The sequence below is a fragment of the Cupriavidus sp. 291-E7 genome (assembly GCF_057798835.1).
Genome location: NZ_JBYOJV010000004.1, coordinates 262893 through 281225 on the forward strand (window position 1 = coordinate 262893; position 18333 = coordinate 281225).

At 63.6% G+C, this 18333-nt stretch carries 17 protein-coding genes; 3 read left to right on the top strand and 14 right to left on the bottom strand.

Going from position 1 to position 18333, the window contains the following annotated elements:
* Positions 1-197 precede the first annotated feature (197 nt).
* From AC3FLX_RS09810 to AC3FLX_RS09835, 6 genes are all read right to left on the bottom strand, one after another.
* A complete protein-coding gene (locus AC3FLX_RS09810) occupies positions 198-932 on the bottom strand; it encodes an amino acid ABC transporter ATP-binding protein (RefSeq protein WP_488696017.1) in 735 nt (244 codons plus the stop codon).
* Positions 929-1612: a glutamate/aspartate ABC transporter permease GltK gene (gltK, locus tag AC3FLX_RS09815; RefSeq protein ID WP_488696019.1), complete on the bottom strand. Its 684-nt coding sequence runs from the start codon at positions 1610-1612 to the stop codon at positions 929-931. The genes AC3FLX_RS09810 and gltK overlap by 4 nt, the downstream gene beginning before the upstream one ends.
* 11 nt (positions 1613-1623) lie before the next feature.
* Positions 1624-2352: an amino acid ABC transporter permease gene (locus AC3FLX_RS09820; RefSeq protein ID WP_488696021.1), complete on the bottom strand. Its 729-nt coding sequence runs from the start codon at positions 2350-2352 to the stop codon at positions 1624-1626.
* Positions 2353-2417: 65 nt separating this feature from the next.
* Positions 2418-3317 (bottom strand): glutamate/aspartate ABC transporter substrate-binding protein, encoded by a 900-nt coding sequence (locus tag AC3FLX_RS09825; RefSeq protein ID WP_488696023.1) that lies wholly within the window; start codon positions 3315-3317, stop codon positions 2418-2420.
* Between the two features lie 315 nt (positions 3318-3632).
* On the bottom strand, positions 3633-4940 hold the full coding sequence (locus AC3FLX_RS09830) for a Glu/Leu/Phe/Val family dehydrogenase (protein ID WP_488696025.1): 1308 nt from the start codon (positions 4938-4940) through the stop codon (positions 3633-3635).
* 130 nt (positions 4941-5070) lie between these two features.
* Positions 5071-6039, bottom strand: a complete 969-nt coding sequence (locus AC3FLX_RS09835; RefSeq protein WP_488696027.1) for a LysR substrate-binding domain-containing protein — start codon at positions 6037-6039, stop codon at positions 5071-5073.
* Between the two features lie 180 nt (positions 6040-6219).
* Here AC3FLX_RS09835 and AC3FLX_RS09840 point away from each other — a divergent pair, with 180 nt between their 5' ends.
* Together AC3FLX_RS09840 and AC3FLX_RS09845 are read left to right on the top strand one after the other, a co-directional pair.
* Positions 6220-6765, top strand: coding sequence for a cysteine dioxygenase family protein (locus AC3FLX_RS09840; RefSeq protein ID WP_488696029.1), 546 nt, complete (start codon positions 6220-6222; stop codon positions 6763-6765).
* A 63-nt stretch (positions 6766-6828) separates the two neighbouring features.
* Positions 6829-7287, top strand: coding sequence for an Lrp/AsnC family transcriptional regulator (locus AC3FLX_RS09845; protein ID WP_488696031.1), 459 nt, complete (start codon positions 6829-6831; stop codon positions 7285-7287).
* A gap of 30 nt (positions 7288-7317) precedes the next feature.
* On the opposite strand, the gene AC3FLX_RS09850 is transcribed toward AC3FLX_RS09845, so the two are convergent.
* From AC3FLX_RS09850 to AC3FLX_RS09865, 4 genes are all read right to left on the bottom strand, one after another.
* The gene (locus AC3FLX_RS09850) at positions 7318-8091 is read right to left on the bottom strand and encodes an ABC transporter permease (protein ID WP_488696033.1); all 774 of its coding nucleotides are present in this window, start codon (positions 8089-8091) and stop codon (positions 7318-7320) included.
* A gap of 2 nt (positions 8092-8093) precedes the next feature.
* Positions 8094-8948 (bottom strand): ABC transporter ATP-binding protein, encoded by an 855-nt coding sequence (locus tag AC3FLX_RS09855; protein WP_488696035.1) that lies wholly within the window; start codon positions 8946-8948, stop codon positions 8094-8096.
* Positions 8945-10003 (bottom strand): ABC transporter substrate-binding protein, encoded by a 1059-nt coding sequence (locus tag AC3FLX_RS09860; RefSeq protein WP_488696037.1) that lies wholly within the window; start codon positions 10001-10003, stop codon positions 8945-8947. The genes AC3FLX_RS09855 and AC3FLX_RS09860 overlap by 4 nt, the downstream gene beginning before the upstream one ends.
* Positions 10004-10175: 172 nt before the next feature.
* Complete coding sequence (locus AC3FLX_RS09865; protein ID WP_488696038.1) at positions 10176-12068, bottom strand: ABCB family ABC transporter ATP-binding protein/permease; 1893 nt, start codon at positions 12066-12068, stop codon at positions 10176-10178.
* Positions 12069-12181: 113 nt separating this feature from the next.
* Here AC3FLX_RS09865 and AC3FLX_RS09870 point away from each other — a divergent pair, with 113 nt between their 5' ends.
* On the top strand, positions 12182-12583 hold the full coding sequence (locus AC3FLX_RS09870) for an acyl-CoA thioesterase (protein WP_066739509.1): 402 nt from the start codon (positions 12182-12184) through the stop codon (positions 12581-12583).
* A 161-nt stretch (positions 12584-12744) separates the two neighbouring features.
* Here AC3FLX_RS09870 and AC3FLX_RS09875 read toward each other — a convergent pair whose 3' ends face one another.
* The 4 genes from AC3FLX_RS09875 to AC3FLX_RS09890 all read right to left on the bottom strand — a co-directional run bounded on the left by AC3FLX_RS09875 (position 12745) and on the right by AC3FLX_RS09890 (position 18279).
* Entirely contained in the window at positions 12745-13521 is a 777-nt protein-coding gene (locus tag AC3FLX_RS09875) for an enoyl-CoA hydratase (RefSeq protein ID WP_488696041.1), read from the bottom strand.
* A 36-nt stretch (positions 13522-13557) separates the two neighbouring features.
* Positions 13558-14514, bottom strand: a complete 957-nt coding sequence (locus AC3FLX_RS09880; RefSeq protein ID WP_488696043.1) for a DegV family protein — start codon at positions 14512-14514, stop codon at positions 13558-13560.
* Positions 14515-14631: 117 nt separating this feature from the next.
* A complete protein-coding gene (locus tag AC3FLX_RS09885; RefSeq protein ID WP_488696216.1) occupies positions 14632-15831 on the bottom strand; it encodes an acetyl-CoA C-acyltransferase in 1200 nt (399 codons plus the stop codon).
* A gap of 21 nt (positions 15832-15852) precedes the next feature.
* Complete coding sequence (locus AC3FLX_RS09890; RefSeq protein ID WP_488696045.1) at positions 15853-18279, bottom strand: 3-hydroxyacyl-CoA dehydrogenase NAD-binding domain-containing protein; 2427 nt, start codon at positions 18277-18279, stop codon at positions 15853-15855.
* Positions 18280-18333: the final 54 nt, after the last annotated feature.

Consider the following 18333-nt stretch of genomic DNA (forward strand, 5'->3'; position numbering starts at 1 on the left):
GTCACGCCCAAGCGTGCTCAGGAGGTAGTGTCCTGGCTCTCTCTCCCCTCATGGGGAGAGAGTGGGAGAGAGGGGTGGTCTAGCAAGGCACCAAGTGGAGCGAAGCTGCCGGTTTGATCCAGCACGGCAGCCTCGGATAGCCCCCCCGCCATCCCCCTCCCGCCCAGCAGGAGAGAGAAACAAACCACCCGCTTCTTTCAGTGATGCAGGATCTTCGACAGGAACTGGCGAGCGCGCTCCGAGCGGGCGTCGATGTTGCCGAAGAATTCTTCCTTCGCGCAATCCTCGACGATCTTGCCGGCGTCCATGAAAATCACGCGGTTGGCCACCTTGCGGGCGAAACCCATTTCGTGGGTCACGCACATCATGGTCATGCCTTCCTGCGCCAGCTGCACCATCACGTCCAGCACTTCGTTGACCATTTCCGGGTCAAGCGCCGACGTCGGCTCATCGAACAGCATGCAGATCGGATCCATCGACAGCGCACGGGCGATTGCCACGCGCTGCTGCTGACCGCCCGACAGCTGGCCCGGATACTTGGCAGCCTGGCTCTTCAGGCCCACGCGCTCCAGGTACTTCAGGCCCTTGGCCGTGGCTTCTTCCTTCGAGCGGCCCAGCACCTTCATCTGCGCGATGGTCAGGTTCTCGGTGATCGACAGGTGCGGAAACAGTTCGAAGTTCTGGAACACCATGCCCACGCGCGAACGCAGCTTGGGCAGGTTGGTCTTCGGATTGCCCACCGACGTGCCGTCGACCAGGATGTCGCCCTTCTGGAACGGCTCCAGCGCGTTCACGGTCTTGATCAGCGTCGACTTGCCCGAACCCGACGGACCGCACACCACCACCACTTCACCCTTTGCGACCTGGGTCGTGCAGTCGGTCAGCACCTGGAAGGAGCCGTACCACTTGGAAACGTTATTAATCTCGATCATACGGCCACCTTTTTCTGATAACGCTTGACCAGCAGCGAAGCGGAGAAACAAATGATGAAGTACACAAGACCGGCGAACAGCAACATCTCGACGATACGGCCGTCACGCTCGCCAATGCCGTAGGCCTGGCCGAAGAAGTCCGCCAGCGCACTCACGTAGACCAGCGACGTATCCTGGAACAGGATGATGCCCTGCGTCAGCAGCAGCGGCACCATGTTGCGGAACGCCTGCGGCAGCACCACCAGGCGCATGGTCTGGCCATAGGTCATGCCCAGCGCCTGCGCGGCGAACATCTGTCCGCGCGACACGCTCTGGATACCGGCGCGGATGATTTCCGAGTAATACGCGGCCTCGAACAGCGAGAACGCGATCAGCGCGGATGTCATGCGCAAGTCCGATGCCGCATTCAGGTTGAACACCTTCTGCAGCAACTGCGGGATGATCAGGAAGAACCACAACAGCACCATCACCAGCGGGATGGACCGGAAGAGCGTCACGTACCCCTGCGCAAACCAGTTCAGCGCCTTGCTCGACGACAGGCGCATCATCGCGAGGATGGTGCCCCAGACGATGCCGACGATCACCGCGGTCACGGTGATCTTGAGCGACACCATCATGCCCTCGCCGAGCACGTGGATCGTCGATGCGTTGATCGAGCTGAAATCGAATTCGTATGCCATGTTCCAGCTCCTTACTTGCCGCCGATGAAGCCCGGCACGCGGGTACGGCGTTCCACCCAGCGCATCAGGAACATCACCGTGAAGTTGATGAGGGCGTACAGCACCGTGACCGCGATGAACGACTCATACGGGCGCGCGGTGTAGTCCACCAGCTGGCGGCCCTGCGCGGCAAGTTCCAGCAGACCGATCGTCGACGCCACGGCAGAGTTCTTGAAGATGTTCAGAAACTCGGACGTGATCGGCGGCACGATGACGCGGAACGCCATCGGCAGCAGCACGTGGCGATACGTCTGCGCCAGTGTGAAACCCATTGCCAGGCCGGCGTTCTTCTGACCGCGCGGCAGCGAATTGATACCCGAGCGCACCTGTTCGCAAACCCGGGCAGCGGTAAACGTGCCCAGGCAGAGCATGGCGGCAAGGAACTGCTGGGTGAACGGGTTCATCTGCTTGATGGCTTCGCCGCCGGGCAGCAGCTCGGGGCCGACGAAGTACCAGATGAACAGCTGCACCAGCAGCGGAATGTTCCGGAAAATTTCAACGTAGGTGGCCGCGAATCCCGACAGCCACTTGTTCGGCACGGTGCGCAGCACACCCAGCACGGAGCCGATGATGAGGGCGATGATCCACGAAGACAGGCCCAGCGCGATCGTGACCTTGAGACCGGAAATCATCCAGTCCAGGTACGTCTCGTTGGAGGCGGCCTGTTCGAGGAACACTCCCCAGTGAAAGATGTAATCCATGTTGCGTCCTCAAAAAGAAACGGAAGGACTGCTCCTTCCGTTTCGCACTGCTCCAATCGCGCAGATCAGTCGAGTGCCTTGTCGTTCGGGTTCTTGAAGAGCGTCTTCATGTCTTCGGACAGCGGGAAGTCCAGGTTCAGGCCCTTCGGCGGTACCGGTTGCTGGAACCACTTCGCGTACATCGTGTTGATCGAGCCGTCCTTCATCAGGCCGGTGATCACGTGGTCCGACAGCTTCTTGAACGGTGCGTCGTCCTTGCGGATCATGCAACCATACGATTCACGCGATTGCGGCTTGCCCACCACGATCCAGTCGTTCGGGTTCTTGGCCTTGGCGCGTTCGCCGTAGAGCAGCGCGTCGTCCATCATGAACGCCACGGCACGACCCGATTCCAGCGTCAGGAACGACTGGCCGTGGTCCTTGGTGCTGATGATGTTGATGCCCAGCTTCTGGTCATCATTCATCTTGCGCAGCAGACGCTCGGACGTCGTACCGGCCGTCGTCACCACGTTCTTGCCCTTCAGGTCGGCCCAATCCTTGATGCCGCCGTCCTTCTTCACCATGATGCGCGTGCCGATGATGAAGATGCTGGTGGTGAACGATGCCTGCTTCTGGCGCTCGAGGTTGTTCGTCGTCGAGCCGCACTCGATGTCAATCGTGCCGTTCTGCAGCAGCGTGATGCGGTTCTGCGAGGTGATCGGGATTTCCTTGACCTGCAGGTTCGGCAGCTTCAGCTGGTCCTTGATGGCTTCCACGATTTTCATGTTGATATCGTAGGAATAGCCTACCTGGCGCACACCGCCCAGGTTGTAGTTGAACGGAATCGAAGAGTCCCGCACACCCAGCGTGATGACACCCGTATCCTTGATCTTCTGCAGCGTACCCGTCAGCGGCTCGGCTGCCTGTGCGCTTGCGCACAGCATGCCTGCCGCAATCATCAGGCCGGCCAACTTGGCAACATTCATAACATCTCCTTGACCATGAAGAGAGAAAGGCGCGACTGTAACAGACAGTCGCACCGGCGAAACAGTATTGCTTAGCTCGTCACCCAAGACAACGGGTTTTTCCCCTAAGTGGTGCCATTTCAGGCATGGTTTCGCCGCAATGCGCCAAAATGAGACACGACTGCAAAGGCCAGCTTGCTAGTCCCCCGCAAAGCCCCGTCAACGAAAAAGCGGCGACCGGAACAAATCCGGTCGCCGCTTTTCAGTGAATCATGAGAGCGGGTGAAATTGCTGCATCGCAGCAGCTCCAATCCCCCGTTCCCTGACCCGCCTGCATCATGGATACAGACCGCGCATTTCGCGCGCCTGCAGAATCCGCGAGCACGCGACGATGAACGCCGCCGTACGCAGCGTGACCTTGTTGTCCTGGGCAACCTGCCAGATCGCCCGGAAGGCTTCTTGCATGATCCGTACCAGGCGCTCGTTGATTTCCTCTTCGGTCCAGAAGAAGCTCGAGAAGTCCTGCACCCATTCGAAGTAGGACACGGTCACGCCGCCGGCGTTGGCAATCACGTCCGCGCAGACCAGGATATTGCGCTCGCGCAGGATGTCGTCGGCCTGCGGCGTGGTCGGGCCGTTGGCGCCCTCGATCACCAGCTTTGCCGTGATCTTCGGCGCGTTCTCAGCCGTGATCTGGCCTTCCAGCGCGGCCGGGATCAGGATGTCGCAGTCGACTTCCCAGAACTGCTCGACGCGCAGAACCTCGCCCTTGAAGCCGTCGATCGTGCCGCTGTGCGACGCGTATTCCATCATTGCCGGCACGTCCAGGCCAGCCGGGTTGTACAGCGTGGTGCGGTGATCCTGCACGGCCACCACCTTGGCGCCAGCCTCATGGAACAGCTTGGCGGCCACGGCGCCAACGTTGCCGAAGCCCTGCACGGCCACGCGCGCACCCTTGATGTCCATCCCCAGGTTGCGGGCGGCTTCCGAACCGACGACAAACACGCCGCGGCCGGTGGCTTCATGACGGCCCAGCGAGCCACCCAGCGAGATCGGCTTGCCGGTCACCACGCCGGTGGACGTGCTGCCCGAATTCATCGAGTACGTATCCATCATCCAGGCCATGACCTGGGCGTTGGTGTTCACGTCCGGTGCCGGGATGTCCTTGCTCGGTCCGATGATGATGTTGATTTCGCTGGTGTAGCGACGCGTCAGGCGTTCCAGCTCACCGTTCGACAGCGTGCGCGGATCCACGCGGATACCGCCCTTGGCACCGCCGTACGGCACGTTCACGGCCGCGTTCTTCACCGACATCCATGCGGACAGCGCCATCACCTCGGACAGCGTCACGTCCTGGTGGAAACGCACGCCGCCCTTGCCCGGGCCGCGCGACAGGTTGTGCTGCACCCGGTAGCCCTCGAAGTGGGCGATGGTGCCGTTGTCCATTTCAATGGGTACGTCGACGACCAGCGCGCGCTTCGGGCGCTTCAAGGTTTCCACCCAGCGTGCCAGCGAACCCAGGTAGGGCGTGACACGGTCGACTTGCTGCAGATAGATGCCCCACGGGCCGAGATTGTCGGCGTTCAGGTACGAAGGCAGGGTATGAGCATTGGAGACGTTTTGCGTCGGTGCTGCGGAAGACATCGTTGGGTTCCGAGTGAAGGTGACACGGAGCATATCGGCGCCACCCCAAACCGATCCAATGCCGATTGCTCATCCGCCCCAGACTCGTTATGCAAGTCTTGCATAACCTTCACCCGCCCTCCTGCTGGCGTCAGGCGCCAGCCGTGGGCGCCTCCGCCGGGACCTGCAGCGCGGCCCAGACCTTGTCCACCAGCTGGCGCTTGCGGCGTGCCGGCCCGACGCGCCGATCACCGTTATCCGCCGGCCGTTCGCGATACAGCCGGATTTCCATATCGATCGATTGCGGCAGCCCGCGCGCGGCCTCGGCCCGTACCAGGCGGCCGGCGGCCACGTCCTCGCGCACCGTGCTTTCGGGCAGGAAGGCCATGCCGTGACCGGCCAGCGCCATGACCTTGAGCGCCTCGGCCATATCGGTCTCGTAGCATTTGTCCAGCTTGAGCGTATCGCCGGACTCGGCCAGCAGCATGTCAACCATGCGGCCCAGGAACGCATTGGGCGTGTAACTCAGGAATGGCACCGGCTTCTTGTCGGTGCCCGGCAATCGGAACAGCGGCCGGCCCGTGGCGTCGGGCACGCTGAACGGCGACAGCCGCTCGGTGCCGAGCACCAGCATGTCGTAGTGGGCCGGATCGAGCTGGATAGCCTGGCGCGGGTGGTGATAGACCATGACGAGGTCGCACCCGCCCTCCACCAGCATCAGCACCGCGTCATGCACGTTCAATGCGCGCAGCCGGCAGGGCAATGTGCCCAGCTTGCGCTCCACGGCCTTGAGCCATTCGGGGAAGAACGTCAACGACAACGTGTGCGGCACGGCGAATTCCAGTACCTGCGCGTTGGCCGAGCGCTGGCCGCGCATCAGTGCGCGCGTTTCGCTGACCTGCGCCAGCATCGCCAGCGCCTGTTCGTAAAACACCTTGCCCGCCGCGGTCAGGCTGGTGGGATAGCTCGACCGGTCGATCAGTTCGGTGCCCACCCACGCCTCCAGCGACTGGATCCGCCGCGAGAACGCCGGCTGCGTGACATGCCGCAGCTCCGCCGAGCGCGAGAAGCTGTGCGTCTCGGCCAGGCTGACAAAATCTTCAAGCCATTTGATTTCCATGCCGCGGATTATCGCCTGCTCGTGCCGGGCTTGGCGCGCGAACAATTATTTTCCGTATTCTTGCATTTCATTAGAACAGGATTACCATTACGGCTAATTTTGGACGATATATTGCATGCTGGTGCTCCGGAGCCGCTCTTAAGATGAACGCTATTGCACTTCAACAAGAACGAGCCAGCCATGTCAGCCGCAACAGCCCCCCAGACGTCGTCCGACTCCCCCCTGTCCCTGCTGGCTTCCGGGATGGGAGCCTCGCTGGCCCAAAGCGCCCGCATGGTGGCCGCTCACGTGGCGGCGAGCCTGCCCGACGTCGATACGCTGCTGGCCAGCCTGCCGCCCGGCGCGCTCGAAGGCAGCCCCGACAACTACACGCGCCATCTGGTGCATGCCGATCCGTACGAGCGCTTTTCCGTGATGGTGCTCGTCTGGCGCCCCGGTCAGCACAGCCCGGTGCACGGCCATCGCACCTGGTGCGCCTACCGCGTGCTGCGCGGCACGCTGTCCGAGCGCCACTACCGCTGGAACCCGGAAAACCGCACGGCCACGCAGGTGGGTGCCGTGACGCGCGAAGTCGGAGACACGTTCAGCGTGCCCGCCGGCCTGCAGCATATCCACGCCCTGGGCAACGACAGCAACACCGTAGCCGTGTCGCTTCATATCTACGGTGTGGAGCAGGACCGCATTTCCACCGGCGTCAATCTGCTGGTGGATACCATCGTCAGCTGAATCCGGCCACGCGGAGGTGGCCGGTCACTGGCACCGTTCCACCCCCTTCCCTACGTGAATGCAATGGACCGCTATGACCGCCAGATCCTGAATATCCTTCAGGAAGATGCTTCCGTGCCCGTCGCCGAAATCGGCGAGCGTGTCGGGCTGACTTCCACGCCCTGCTGGCGGCGTGTTCAGAAGCTGGAGGAAGCCGGCGTCATCCGCAAGCGCGTGGCGCTGCTGGACGCCGCCAAACTCAACGTGGGCGTCACCGTCTTCGTTTCGATCCGCACCAGCCAACACAACGTGAAGTGGCTGAAAACGTTCCACGATCTCGTGGCGTCGATTCCCGAGGTGACCGAGTTTTACCGCATGGCGGGCGATACCGACTATCTGCTGCGCGTGGTGGTACCCGATATCGCCGCCTATGACGCCGTGTACAAGCGGCTGATCCAGGGCGCGGAGCTGGCCGACGTGAGTTCCAGCTTTGCGATGGAGCAGATCAAGTACACCACCGCGCTGCCGCTGGGCTACGCATGACGCTGCCGCGCCGGGCGTTTCTCCGACGGTTCAGCCGCGGTGCGCCCAGCCGGTCATGCGCCGCTCCAGTATGGCGAACAGTTCGTACATGCCCATCGCCATCACGGCGATGACGACCAGCCCGGCAAATGCCAGTGGCATCTTCATTGCCGACCCAGCCGATACCAGCAGGTAGCCAATCCCTTCGTTGGCGGCGTTCATCTCCGATACCGTGGTGCCGACGAACGCGAGCGTGATCGCCACCTTCAGCGATGCGAAGAAGAACGGCATCGCGCGCGGCAGGCCCACCTTGAGCAGGACGTCGCGGCGCTTGGCGCCGAGCACGCGCAATACATCCTCCAGTTCCGGTTCGAGGGTGGCCAGTCCCGTGGCGATGTTGACCATGATCGGGAAGAACGAGATCAGGAACGCCGTCAGGATGGCAGGGCCGGCGCCCAGGCCGAACCACACCACCAGGATCGGCACGAACGCGGCCTTGGGCAGCGCGTTGAACGCGGTCATCAGCGGATAGGTGGCAGCGTAGGCGAGCCGTGACGAACCCATCAGCATGCCGAGCACCACCCCGACCAGTATGGCCAGGCCGAAGCCGACCATCGTGGTCCAGAACGTGCGCCACGCATGTCCGGCAATCACGCCGCTGTATTCCGCCAGCGACGTGACGATCGCCGATGGGCTTGGCAGGATGAAGTCCGAGACATCGAACACCAGGCAAGCGCCCTGCCACAGCAGCAGGAACGCACCCAGCAGAACCCAGGGGGCGACGCGCTGCACGCGCTTCGCCTGGAGAGAGGACATCGTTGCCATTTTCAATGCTGCCTGACGTGGCCGATCTTCTCGCGCAGTTCGTGCACGCGTTCGGCAAAGGGTTCGGTGTAGGTGACTTCCAGCGGGCGCGGCCGCGGCAGGTCGACTTCGCGGCGCAGCAGGATGCGGCCGGGCCGCGCGCTCATCACGTAGACGGTATCGGCCAGGAACACGGCCTCGCGCAGATCGTGAGTGACCAGGATCACGTTGAAGCGCTGCGCCTGCCACAGGTCGCGCAGCACGCACCAGAGTTCTTCGCGCGTGAACGCATCCAGTGCGCCGAACGGTTCGTCGAGCAGGAGCATGCGCGGCTCATGGATCAATGCCCGGCAGATCGACGCGCGCTGCTGCATGCCGCCCGACAGTTGCCACGGGTACTTGTCTTCGTAGCCCGACAACCCCACGGTCTTCAGCAGAGCACGCGCGCGCTCCTCGTACTCCGCGCGCTTCCTGCGCATCGTCGAACGGTAAGGCTCGACGATCTCCAGCGGCAGCATCACGTTGGCAAGCGTGGTACGCCACGGCAGCAACGTCGGCGCCTGAAACGCCATGCCTACCTGCTGCAGCGGACCTGTGACTTTGGCACCGTTGATCGTGACCACGCCGCGTGTGGCCGGGCGCAGGCCGGTGGCCAGCTTCATGAACGTCGATTTGCCGCAGCCCGATGGGCCGACGATGGCGATGAACTCGCCTTGGGCCGCCTGCAACGAGATGTCCTCGACGGCGAATTCCCGGCGCCGTGCCAGTTCGTCGTCATAGGCGAGCCAGACGCGGTTGAAGTCGACGAATGGCCCGGCGCCCGGGCCTTCCATGAGCGCACCGCCCGAGGCGGGCATCGGGGCTTCGCGCGCCATCATCGCAACACGTCCAGCTCGGCGGCCGACGGAAGGTAGGCATCGGTCCACAGTGCATCGGGGTTGATACGGCCCTTGGTGGCAAAGGCGTCGGCCACCTGCGAAGCCATCAGCGACAGACGCGGCTTGTTGACCCGGCCAAAGCCTTCGGCCTTGGCATCGGGCGACTTCACCACGCTATCCAGCGCGATCTTCAGGCGACGGACTTCCAGCTTCTCGTCGATGATGCCGTCGCGTGCCTTCACGGCCTTGATGCCTTCTTCCGGATGCGCGATCACATCCTTGGCCGACTTGGCAAACGCGCGCAGGAAGGCTTTCACGGCCTCGGGATTGCTTTTCAGGAACTGCTCCGAGGCGATGATCGCGTTGCCGTAGAGCTTCACGCCGTACTGCGGATACGGCAGCACGACGATGTCTTCATCCTTCACGCCACGCGCGTTCAGGTTCAGGATCGACGTGAACGAAAAACCGGTGATGGCATCCAGGTCCCCGCGCGTGAGCATGGTCTCGCGCAGCGTGGGGTCCATCGCCTGCCAGTTGAACGACGCGGCCTGCAGGCCGTTGGCCTTGGCAAAGATCGGGAACGCGCGGCGGCCGGCGTCGAACACCGGGGCGCCGAGCTTCTTGCCGGCCAGGTCCTTCGGCGACTTGATGCCCGACTTCTTCAGCGCCAGCACGGCGGCGGGCGTGTTGTTGTAGACCATCATCACGGCGACGGGCCGGTTCTTCGCGTCGGGATTATTGCCGTAGAACTCCATCACCGACGCCAGGTCGGCAAAGCCCATGTCGTACGTGCCCGATGCCACGCGGTTCACCACGTTGCCCGATCCGTTGCCGGCGTCGATCGCCACGTCGAGCTTCTCGGCCTTGTAGTAGCCCTTCTGCTCGCCAAGCAGGAACAGCGCGGACGGCCCTTCGAAACGCCAGTCGAGCTGGAAGCGGACCTTGGTGGTGGCCTGCGCCTGCGCGGTGCCTGCGCAGAGTGTCGACAGCACCGTGATGGTGCCCAATGCAGTGCACAGCTTCAGCAGATGACGGCGCACGGGGGATTGCGGCATTGACCTTCTCCAGTTGTTGATCTCTCTGGAGAGGACTTTTCGCAAGGGACGTGCCAGCTTTTCACCGCATCGTCATGCACCGCCAAAAGGCGTGAGCGCGGTGCATTGACGGTCCATGATTGTGCGCGGCCCACTGTCGGCATGCGTTGCCGGCAGTGATTGTCGACAATCGTCAGGCGTCCTGGGTTGCGTCGCCGACCTCGATATCGCGCGCATCAGCGTCGGGCGATCCCTTCGCGGCGTTGCGCGCCTGGATCTGCCACATCTCGGCATAACGGCCGTTCGCGCGCATCAGGTCGGCATGGGTGCCGCGCTCGATGATTCGGCCGTGATCCATCACCAGGATCTGGTCGGCATGGACCACCGTCGACAGGCGGTGCGCGATCAACAGCGTGGTGCGGTTCTGGGCCAGCCGCATCAATTCTGCCTGGATCGCCTGCTCGGTGCGCGAGTCCAGCGCCGAGGTGGCTTCGTCGAATACCAGGATCGGCGGGTTCTTGAGCAGCGTACGCGCGATGGCTACGCGCTGTTTCTCGCCGCCAGACAGCTTCAGGCCGCGTTCGCCTACCGGCGTGTCGTAGCCCTGCGGCAGCTCGCTGATGAAATGGTCGATCTGTGCCGCCCGCGCGGCGGCAATGACCTCTTCCCGCGTTGCATCGGGCCGGCCATAGGCGATGTTGTAGTAGATGCTGTCGTTGAACAGCACCGTGTCCTGCGGCACGATGCCGATGGACGCACGCAGCGTGGATTGGCGTACGGCACGAATGTCGTGCCCATCCACCTCGATGCCGCCCTGCGTCGCGTCATAAAACCGGAACAGCAGCCGGGCCAGCGTGGACTTGCCGGAGCCGCTGTGGCCGACCACGGCCGTTGTGCTGCCTGCCGCGATCGTGAAATCGACGTCTTGCAGAATCACGCGGTTCGATTCGTAGCCAAAGCCGACATGGCGGAAGCGAACCTCCGCACCGTTCACGCGCAGCGCCGGCGCATCGGCCGAGTCGGCCACTTCCTGGTTGGTGCCGAGCAACACGAACATGCGGTCCATGTCGGTGGTGGCCTGCTTGATCTCGCGGTAGATCACGCCAAGGAAGTTCAGCGGAATGTAGAGCTGGATCATCAGCGTGTTGACCAGCACCAGATCGCCCAGCGTAAGCTTGCCCGCCGCCACGCCCACCGTGGCGCGCCACAGAATCAGGATCAGGCCCGTGGCGATAATGGCCTGCTGGCCGAAGTTCAGGAACGACAGCGAATTCTGCGAGCGGATCGCCGCGGCGCGGTACGTGCGCAGGTTCTCGTCGTAGCGGCGCGCCTCGTATTCCTCGTTGCCAAAGTACTTGACCGTCTCGAAGTTCAGCAGCGAATCAATGGCCTTCTGGTTGGCGCGCGAATCCAGCTCGTTCATCTTGCGCCGGAAATGCGTGCGCCACTCGGTCACGACGATCGTGAACACGATGTAGCCGACCAGCGCGCACAGCGTGATCGCCGCGAACCAGATGTCGTAGTGCAGGAAGAAGAAGCCGACGACCAGCGACATCTCCACCAGCGTGGGCAGGATGCTGTACAGCGAGTACGAGATCAGCGACTGGATGCCGCGAGTGCCGCGCTCGATGTCGCGGCTCATGCCACCGGTCTGCCGCTCCAGGTGAAAGCGCAGCGACAACGCATGCAGATGGCGGAACACCTGCAGCGCAATTTCCCGCACCGCGCTCTGCGTCACCTTGGAAAAGAGAATTTCCCGCAACTCGGTGAACAATGAACCCGAGAGCCGCAGCAGCCCATACGCGACGATCAGGCCCACCGGCACCACCAGCAGCGCGGTGGGGTCGCCGGCCTTGAGGTCCATGCTGTCGACAAGCTTCTTCATCAGCACCGGCACACCCAGGTTGGCCACCTTGGCGGCCACCAGGCAGGTCAGCGCCAGCATCACGCGCCACTTGTAGTGCCAGACATAGGGCAGCAGGTTGCGGACGGTCTGCCAGTCGCTGCGCGGCGCGCCAGCGCCTTTGAATAGGGAATTGGCCGGCTCGGCGGGGGCGGGCTCGGCGGTCGTGGAATAGCGGCGCATACGTTAGAATTCGTGCCAATGCCGCGATTGTCGCAGAGATCGACGGGTCCGGCAGGCCACCGCCTCATCGCCTTATGAATTCCCCGTATTTCCCGCTCTCATCCATCGCCGACATGTCCACTTCCGCCCCCATCTCCGAACTGCCCGCCGGCAAGAACCCGGCCCTGCGCGTGGTACCGATGCCCGCCGACGCCAACGTGCACGGCGACGTGTTCGGCGGCTGGATCATGGCCCAGGTGGATATCGCCGGATCGATTCCGGCAGTGGAGCGCGCCCAGGGCCGCGTGGCCACGGTGGCTGTGAACTCGTTCCTGTTCAAGCACCCTGTATTCGTGGGCGATCTGGTCAGCTTCTACGCCGATATCGTCAAAACGGGACGCACCTCGATCACGGTGTCCGTCGAGGTATATGCGCAACGGATGCGCCACAGCCACGAGATCGTCAAGGTGACGGAGGCCACGCTGACGTACGTAGCCACGGATGAAAGCCGGCAACCGAGGGTGCTGCCGGCCTGATTTGGAGGTTGATTCCCTTCTCCCGCCTGCGGGAGAGGGGTTAGGGCAAGGCGGTTCCGACGCGACATTCGACGTGTCGTTGATCGGACTCCCGGCCCTCTCCCCCGGCCCCTCTCCCGTAAGACGGGAGAGGGGAACAAACAAGCGTTAGCGTTGATCCTTCAGTCGAACTTCGAGAAATCCGGCTTGCGCTTTTCGAAGAACGCCGTGAATGCCTCCTTGGCTTCGGGTGCCACCAGCATGCGCCGGAACACTTCGCCTTCCTCGGCCATTTTCTTCTCCACGGCCGCGACATCGTCTCCCTTCATCAACCGCTTGGTCTCGCGCAGTGACGACGCGGGCAGCGCCGCCAGCTTGGCGGCCTGCTGGCGCACGTAGTCCGACAGCTCGGCTACCGGCAGCACCTTCGTCACCAGACCGATCGCAAACGCCTCCTGCGCGCTGAATGCCTCGCCCAGCAGCAGCTTCTCGGCGGCGCGCTGGTAACCGGCCAGGCGCGGCAGCAGCAGGCTCGATGCGGCCTCCGGGCACAGGCCCAGTTGCGCGAACGGCAGCGACAGCTTGGCGGTGTCCGACGCGTAGACCAGGTCGCAGTGCAGCAGCAGCGTGGTGCCAATGCCCACTGCCGCGCCGCTGACCGACGCCACAACGGGCTTGCTGGCGTGGCTGATGGCGTGCAGGAACTGGAACACCGGCGGCTGCGCGCCATCGCTGCCTTGCGTCGGCGGGCGCTTCATGAAGTCTTCGAGGTCGTTGCCGGCCGTGAAGATCTCGGGCTTGCCTTCGATCACGATCACGCGCACGGCGTTGTCGGTCTCGGCGGCACGCAGCGCATCGGCCATGCTCTGGTACATGGCGGCGGTGATGGCGTTCTTCTTCTCGATGCGATCGAAACCAATGGTCAGAATGCCCTGGTCGATGCGGGTGGCAATGCTCATGTCTTCCTCGTCTCGGTCGTGATGCAAAGTCGCCGCTCACACAAACGGTGGCGGCATGTCGGAAAGGTAACTCAGGCCAAACGCGCCCGCGCCCACGTTGAGCGCCACGGTCAGGCTCATCGGCGCCAGCATCAGCGTCACGTCATATTTGTCCGCGGTCTTGGCCAGCGATTGCCAGGCCGGCCACGATTCCACTTCATCCATGTCACCCGCATAGGCAGCGGCCACAGCCGGCGTCATCAGGCACTTCGCGCGGATGCAGGCTTCCACATGGCCCAGCAGGCGGCGCACGCCGTCCTCGGCGCCGCGCGCCTTGGCAATGGCTTCGGTCTGACCTTGATGCATGCGGATCACGGGGCGGATATTGAACGCGCTGCCCAGCATGTAGCGGCTCCACGTGATGCTGTTCTCGCCCTTTAGCTTCGCGCGCGTGTACATGTACAGCAACTCGTCGGGGATCAGGAACATATGGGCCGCGTCGCGCAGGCGGTTTTCCACCGCGTCGACCACGTCCGCGGCCTTTGCGCCATCGGCAAGCATTCGCGCGGCTTCACGCACAATCAGCGCCTGGCCCGGCCCGATTGCGCCGGTATCGATCACGGTCAGATCGAACAGGCCGCTGCGCCCTGCGTCCTTGCGCAGCTTGAAGCTGCGTGCGACGGTGCCCACCACGGCACCCGTGGCATTCGAATAGAGCTTGCTGCGGCTGCTGGCGATCGTCAGCAGAATGGCGCGGTCGCAACCGGCCACCACGTTCTTGAGCAGATGGTCTTCGAGTTCGCGTTCGAGCAGCGGAATCGATTCGGCGTAGTGGTCCTGCTTGCCGACCAGATATTGCTGATAGAGGTCCGGCAACGCGGCCTCGTCGCGCGTATCGACGACAAAGCGGTCGCCAGCGCGAATACGGAATGGAATGGTGCGGACGCCCAGCGCGTCCATCATCGCGCGCGGCATATCGCACGCCGCGTCGGCCAGAATGGCGGTCTCCTGCATGTTTTTGTTCTCCTCCGTGTCAGTGCGTCAACGTGTTGGCATCTTCGTGTCCATACATTTCTTCATCTGATCGAAGGTTGGGACAGCCCTTCCCCAAGGACTGTCCCAGCGGCGCGTTTAGACGCGCTCGAAGATTCCGGCGGCGCCCATGCCCGTGCCCACGCACATGGTGACCATGCCGTACTTGAGGTTGTGGCGACGCAGCGCGTGCACCACGGTGGCCGAGCGGATCGCACCGGTCGCGCCGAGCGGGTGGCCCAGCGCAATGGCGCCGCCCATGCGGTTCACACGGGCCGGATCGAGTTCCAGGTCACGCATCACCGCCAGCGACTGCGCGGCAAACGCTTCGTTCAGCTCGATCCATTCGATCTGGTCCTGCGTCAGGCCGCCAGCCTTCAGCGCGGCAGGAATCGCGGCCTTCGGGCCGATCCCCATGATCTCCGGCGGCACGCCACGCACCGCGAACGATACGAAGCGGGCCAGCGGCACCAGGTTGAACTGCTTGAGGATCTTTTCCGAAACCAGGATCAGCGCACCGGCGCCGTCCGACGTCTGCGAGCTGTTGCCGGCCGTCACGCTGCCCTTGTTGGCGAACACCGGGCGCAGCTTGCCCAGCCCTTCCACCGACGTATCGGGACGCGGACCTTCATCCAGCGCGATAGTACGCGTCTTGACGCTGACCTGGCCAGTGGCGAGGTCCGGAAATTTCTCGACTACCTCGATTGGGGTAATCTCGTCCTTGAATTCGCCAGCCTGCTGCGCGGCGATGGCCTTCTGGTGCGATGCCAGCGAGAACGCGTCCTGATCTTCGCGGCTCACCTTCCACTGCGTGGCCACCTTCTCGGCGGTCAGGCCCATGCCGTAGGCAATGCCCACGTTCTCGTCGCGCTCGAAGATCGACGGCGACATCGACGGCGAGTTGCCCATCATCGGCACCATGCTCATCGATTCCACGCCGGCGGCGATCATCACATCGGACTCGCCCACGCGGATGCGGTCGGCGGCCATCGCCACCGCCGACAGGCCCGAGGCGCAGAAGCGGTTCACGGTGATGCCACCTACCGTGTTAGGCAGGCCAGACAGCAGCGCGCCGATACGCGCCACGTTCAGACCCTGCTGGGCTTCGGGAATCGCGCAGCCAACGATCGCGTCCTCGATCAGCGCCGGGTCCAGGCTCGGCACCTGGGCCACGGCGGCCTTCAGGATCGTGGCCAGCAGATCATCGGGACGGGTGTTCTTGAACGCGCCCTTGGGGGCCTTGCCGATCGGCGAACGGGTAGCCGCAACGATGTAGGCGTCTTGCAGTTGTTTCATGATGTCGGTTCCTCGTTGGCGGGATTAGTTGCGCACCGGCTTGCCAGTCTGCAGCATGCCCATGATGCGCTCCTGCGTCTTGCCCGTACCCAGCAGCTCGATGAATGCCTTGCGTTCCAGCGCCAGCAGCCACTCTTCGCTGACCAGCGATCCGGCCTCGACGTCACCGCCGCACACGACTTCGGCGATGCGCGAAGCAATCAGGAAGTCGTGCGCCGAGATGAAGTTGCCGTCGCGCATGTTCACCAGCGATGCCTGGATCGTGGCGATGCCCGAGCGGCCGGCCACCGGAATCAGCTGACCCGGCAGCGGTGCACGGTAGCCGGCGTTGGCCAGCGCGCGCACTTCGCTCTGCGCCACATACAGCAGTTCGTGGACGTTGTAGACGATGGTGTCGGTCGGTTGGACGTAGCCGATCTTCTCGGCGTCCAGCGCCAAGGTCGACACCTTGGCCATCGCGGCCGCCTGGAAGCGGTTGGTCAGGAAGTTCAGATAGTTCGTGCTGCCCGCTGCCTGCGCCGCCTTGGCAGCGGCAATCGCAGCCTCCTTGAGGCCGCCGCCGGCGGGCACCAGGCCCACGCCAACTTCGACCAGGCCGACGTAGCTTTCCAGCGCCACCACGCGCTTGGCCGACTGAAGCATCAGCTCGCAGCCGCCGCCGAGTGCGATGCCCGACACGGCAGGCACTACCGGCACCGCCGCATACTTCACGCGCATCATCGTGTCCTGGAACTTCTTCACGAACGGTTCGATGCCCTTGGCGCCGCCCATCATGAACGCCGGCATCGCGGCTTCCAGGTTGGCACCGGCCGAGAACGGACCGCCCGGCGCGCCGAGTTGCAGCGACGTCGGCTGCCACACGACCAGCCCCTTGTAGCCGGCTTCCGCCAGATCCACGGCACGCGCGATCGTGTCCAGAACGTCCGGCCCCATCGTGTTCATCTTGCTCTTGAACGAGATGATCAGCACGTCGTCAGCGCCTTCGCTGGTCCAGATGCGCGCACCATCGTTCTCTTCGATGGTCTTGCCGGCGCGGCGCGGGTCCGCGGCATCGGTGCCCTTGATCGCGGCACGGAACACCTGGCGCTCGTACACCGGCAGCGCTGCGCGTTTGACGAAGCTGCTGGTCGCCGGCGACCACGAGCCCTGTGCCGTGTGCACACCGCCGCTGTCGGCAACGGCGCCCTGCAGCACCCAGGCGGGCAGCGGCACATTGGCCAGCGCGCGGCCGGCGTCGATGTCTTCCTTGACCCACTGCGCCACCTGCGTCCAGCCGGCGGCCTGCCAGTCCTCGAACGGACCCGAGTTCCAGCCGAAACCCCAGCGGATGGCCAGGTCGATGTCGGCGGCCGAGCCGGCGATCTGCTCCAGATAGACGGCGATGTACTGGAACACGTCGCGGAACACCGTCCACAGGAACTGCGCCTGCGGGTTGGTCGATTCACGCAGCAGCTTGATACGCTCGGCCGGGTCCTTCTTCAGCATGCGCACGACGATCTCGTCGGCCTTCTTGCCCGAATCGACGTACTGGCCGGTCTTGGCGTCCAGCACCTTGATGGCCTTGCCTTCCTTCTTGTAGAAGCCCGCGCCGGTCTTCTGGCCCAGCGCGCCCGCGTCGACCAGACCCTTCAGCACAGCCGGCGTCTTGTAGACAGCCGAGAACGGATCGCCGCCCAGGCCGTCCTGCATGGTCTTGATCACGTGCGCCATCGTATCCAGACCCACCACGTCGGCCGTGCGGAACGTGGCCGACTTGGCGCGGCCCAGCTTGGTACCGGTCAGGTCATCGACGATATCGAACGGAATGCCAAACTTCTCGGCTTCGGCAAACACGGCCAGGATCGAAAAAATCCCCACGCGGTTGGCGATGAAATTCGGTGTGTCCTTGGCACGCACCACGCCCTTGCCGAGCGTGGTAGTCAGGAACGCTTCCAGGCGGTCCAGGATCTCCGGCTTCGTCGTCGCGGTCGGGATCAGCTCCACCAGATGCATGTAGCGCGGCGGATTGAAGAAGTGCACGCCGCAGAAGCGCGCCTTCAGGTCGGCGTCAAAGCCATCGGACAGCGACGTGATCGACAGGCCCGAGGTATTCGTCGCGAAGATCGCGTTCGGCGCCAGGTGCGGCGCCACCTTCTTGTAGAGATCGTGCTTCCAGTCCATGCGTTCGGCGATCGCCTCGATCACCACGTCGCATTCCTTCAGCAGTTCGATGTCGTCCTCGTAGTTGGCCGCGCGGATCAGACCCGCTTCGTCCTTGATACCCAGCGGCGCGGGCGACAGCTTCTTGAGATTCTCGATGGCTCGCGTGGCGATGCCGTTCTTCGGGCCTTCCTTGGCCGGCAGGTCGAACAGCACCACGGGCACGCGGGCGTTGACCAGGTGAGCGGCAATCTGCGCCCCCATGACGCCGGCACCCAGCACGGCGACTTTCTTGACGATGAAATTGGACATGCGCGCTCCTAGAGTCGTGAGCGTTTGAGGAGAGAGGTTCGGTACTGTCTGTGT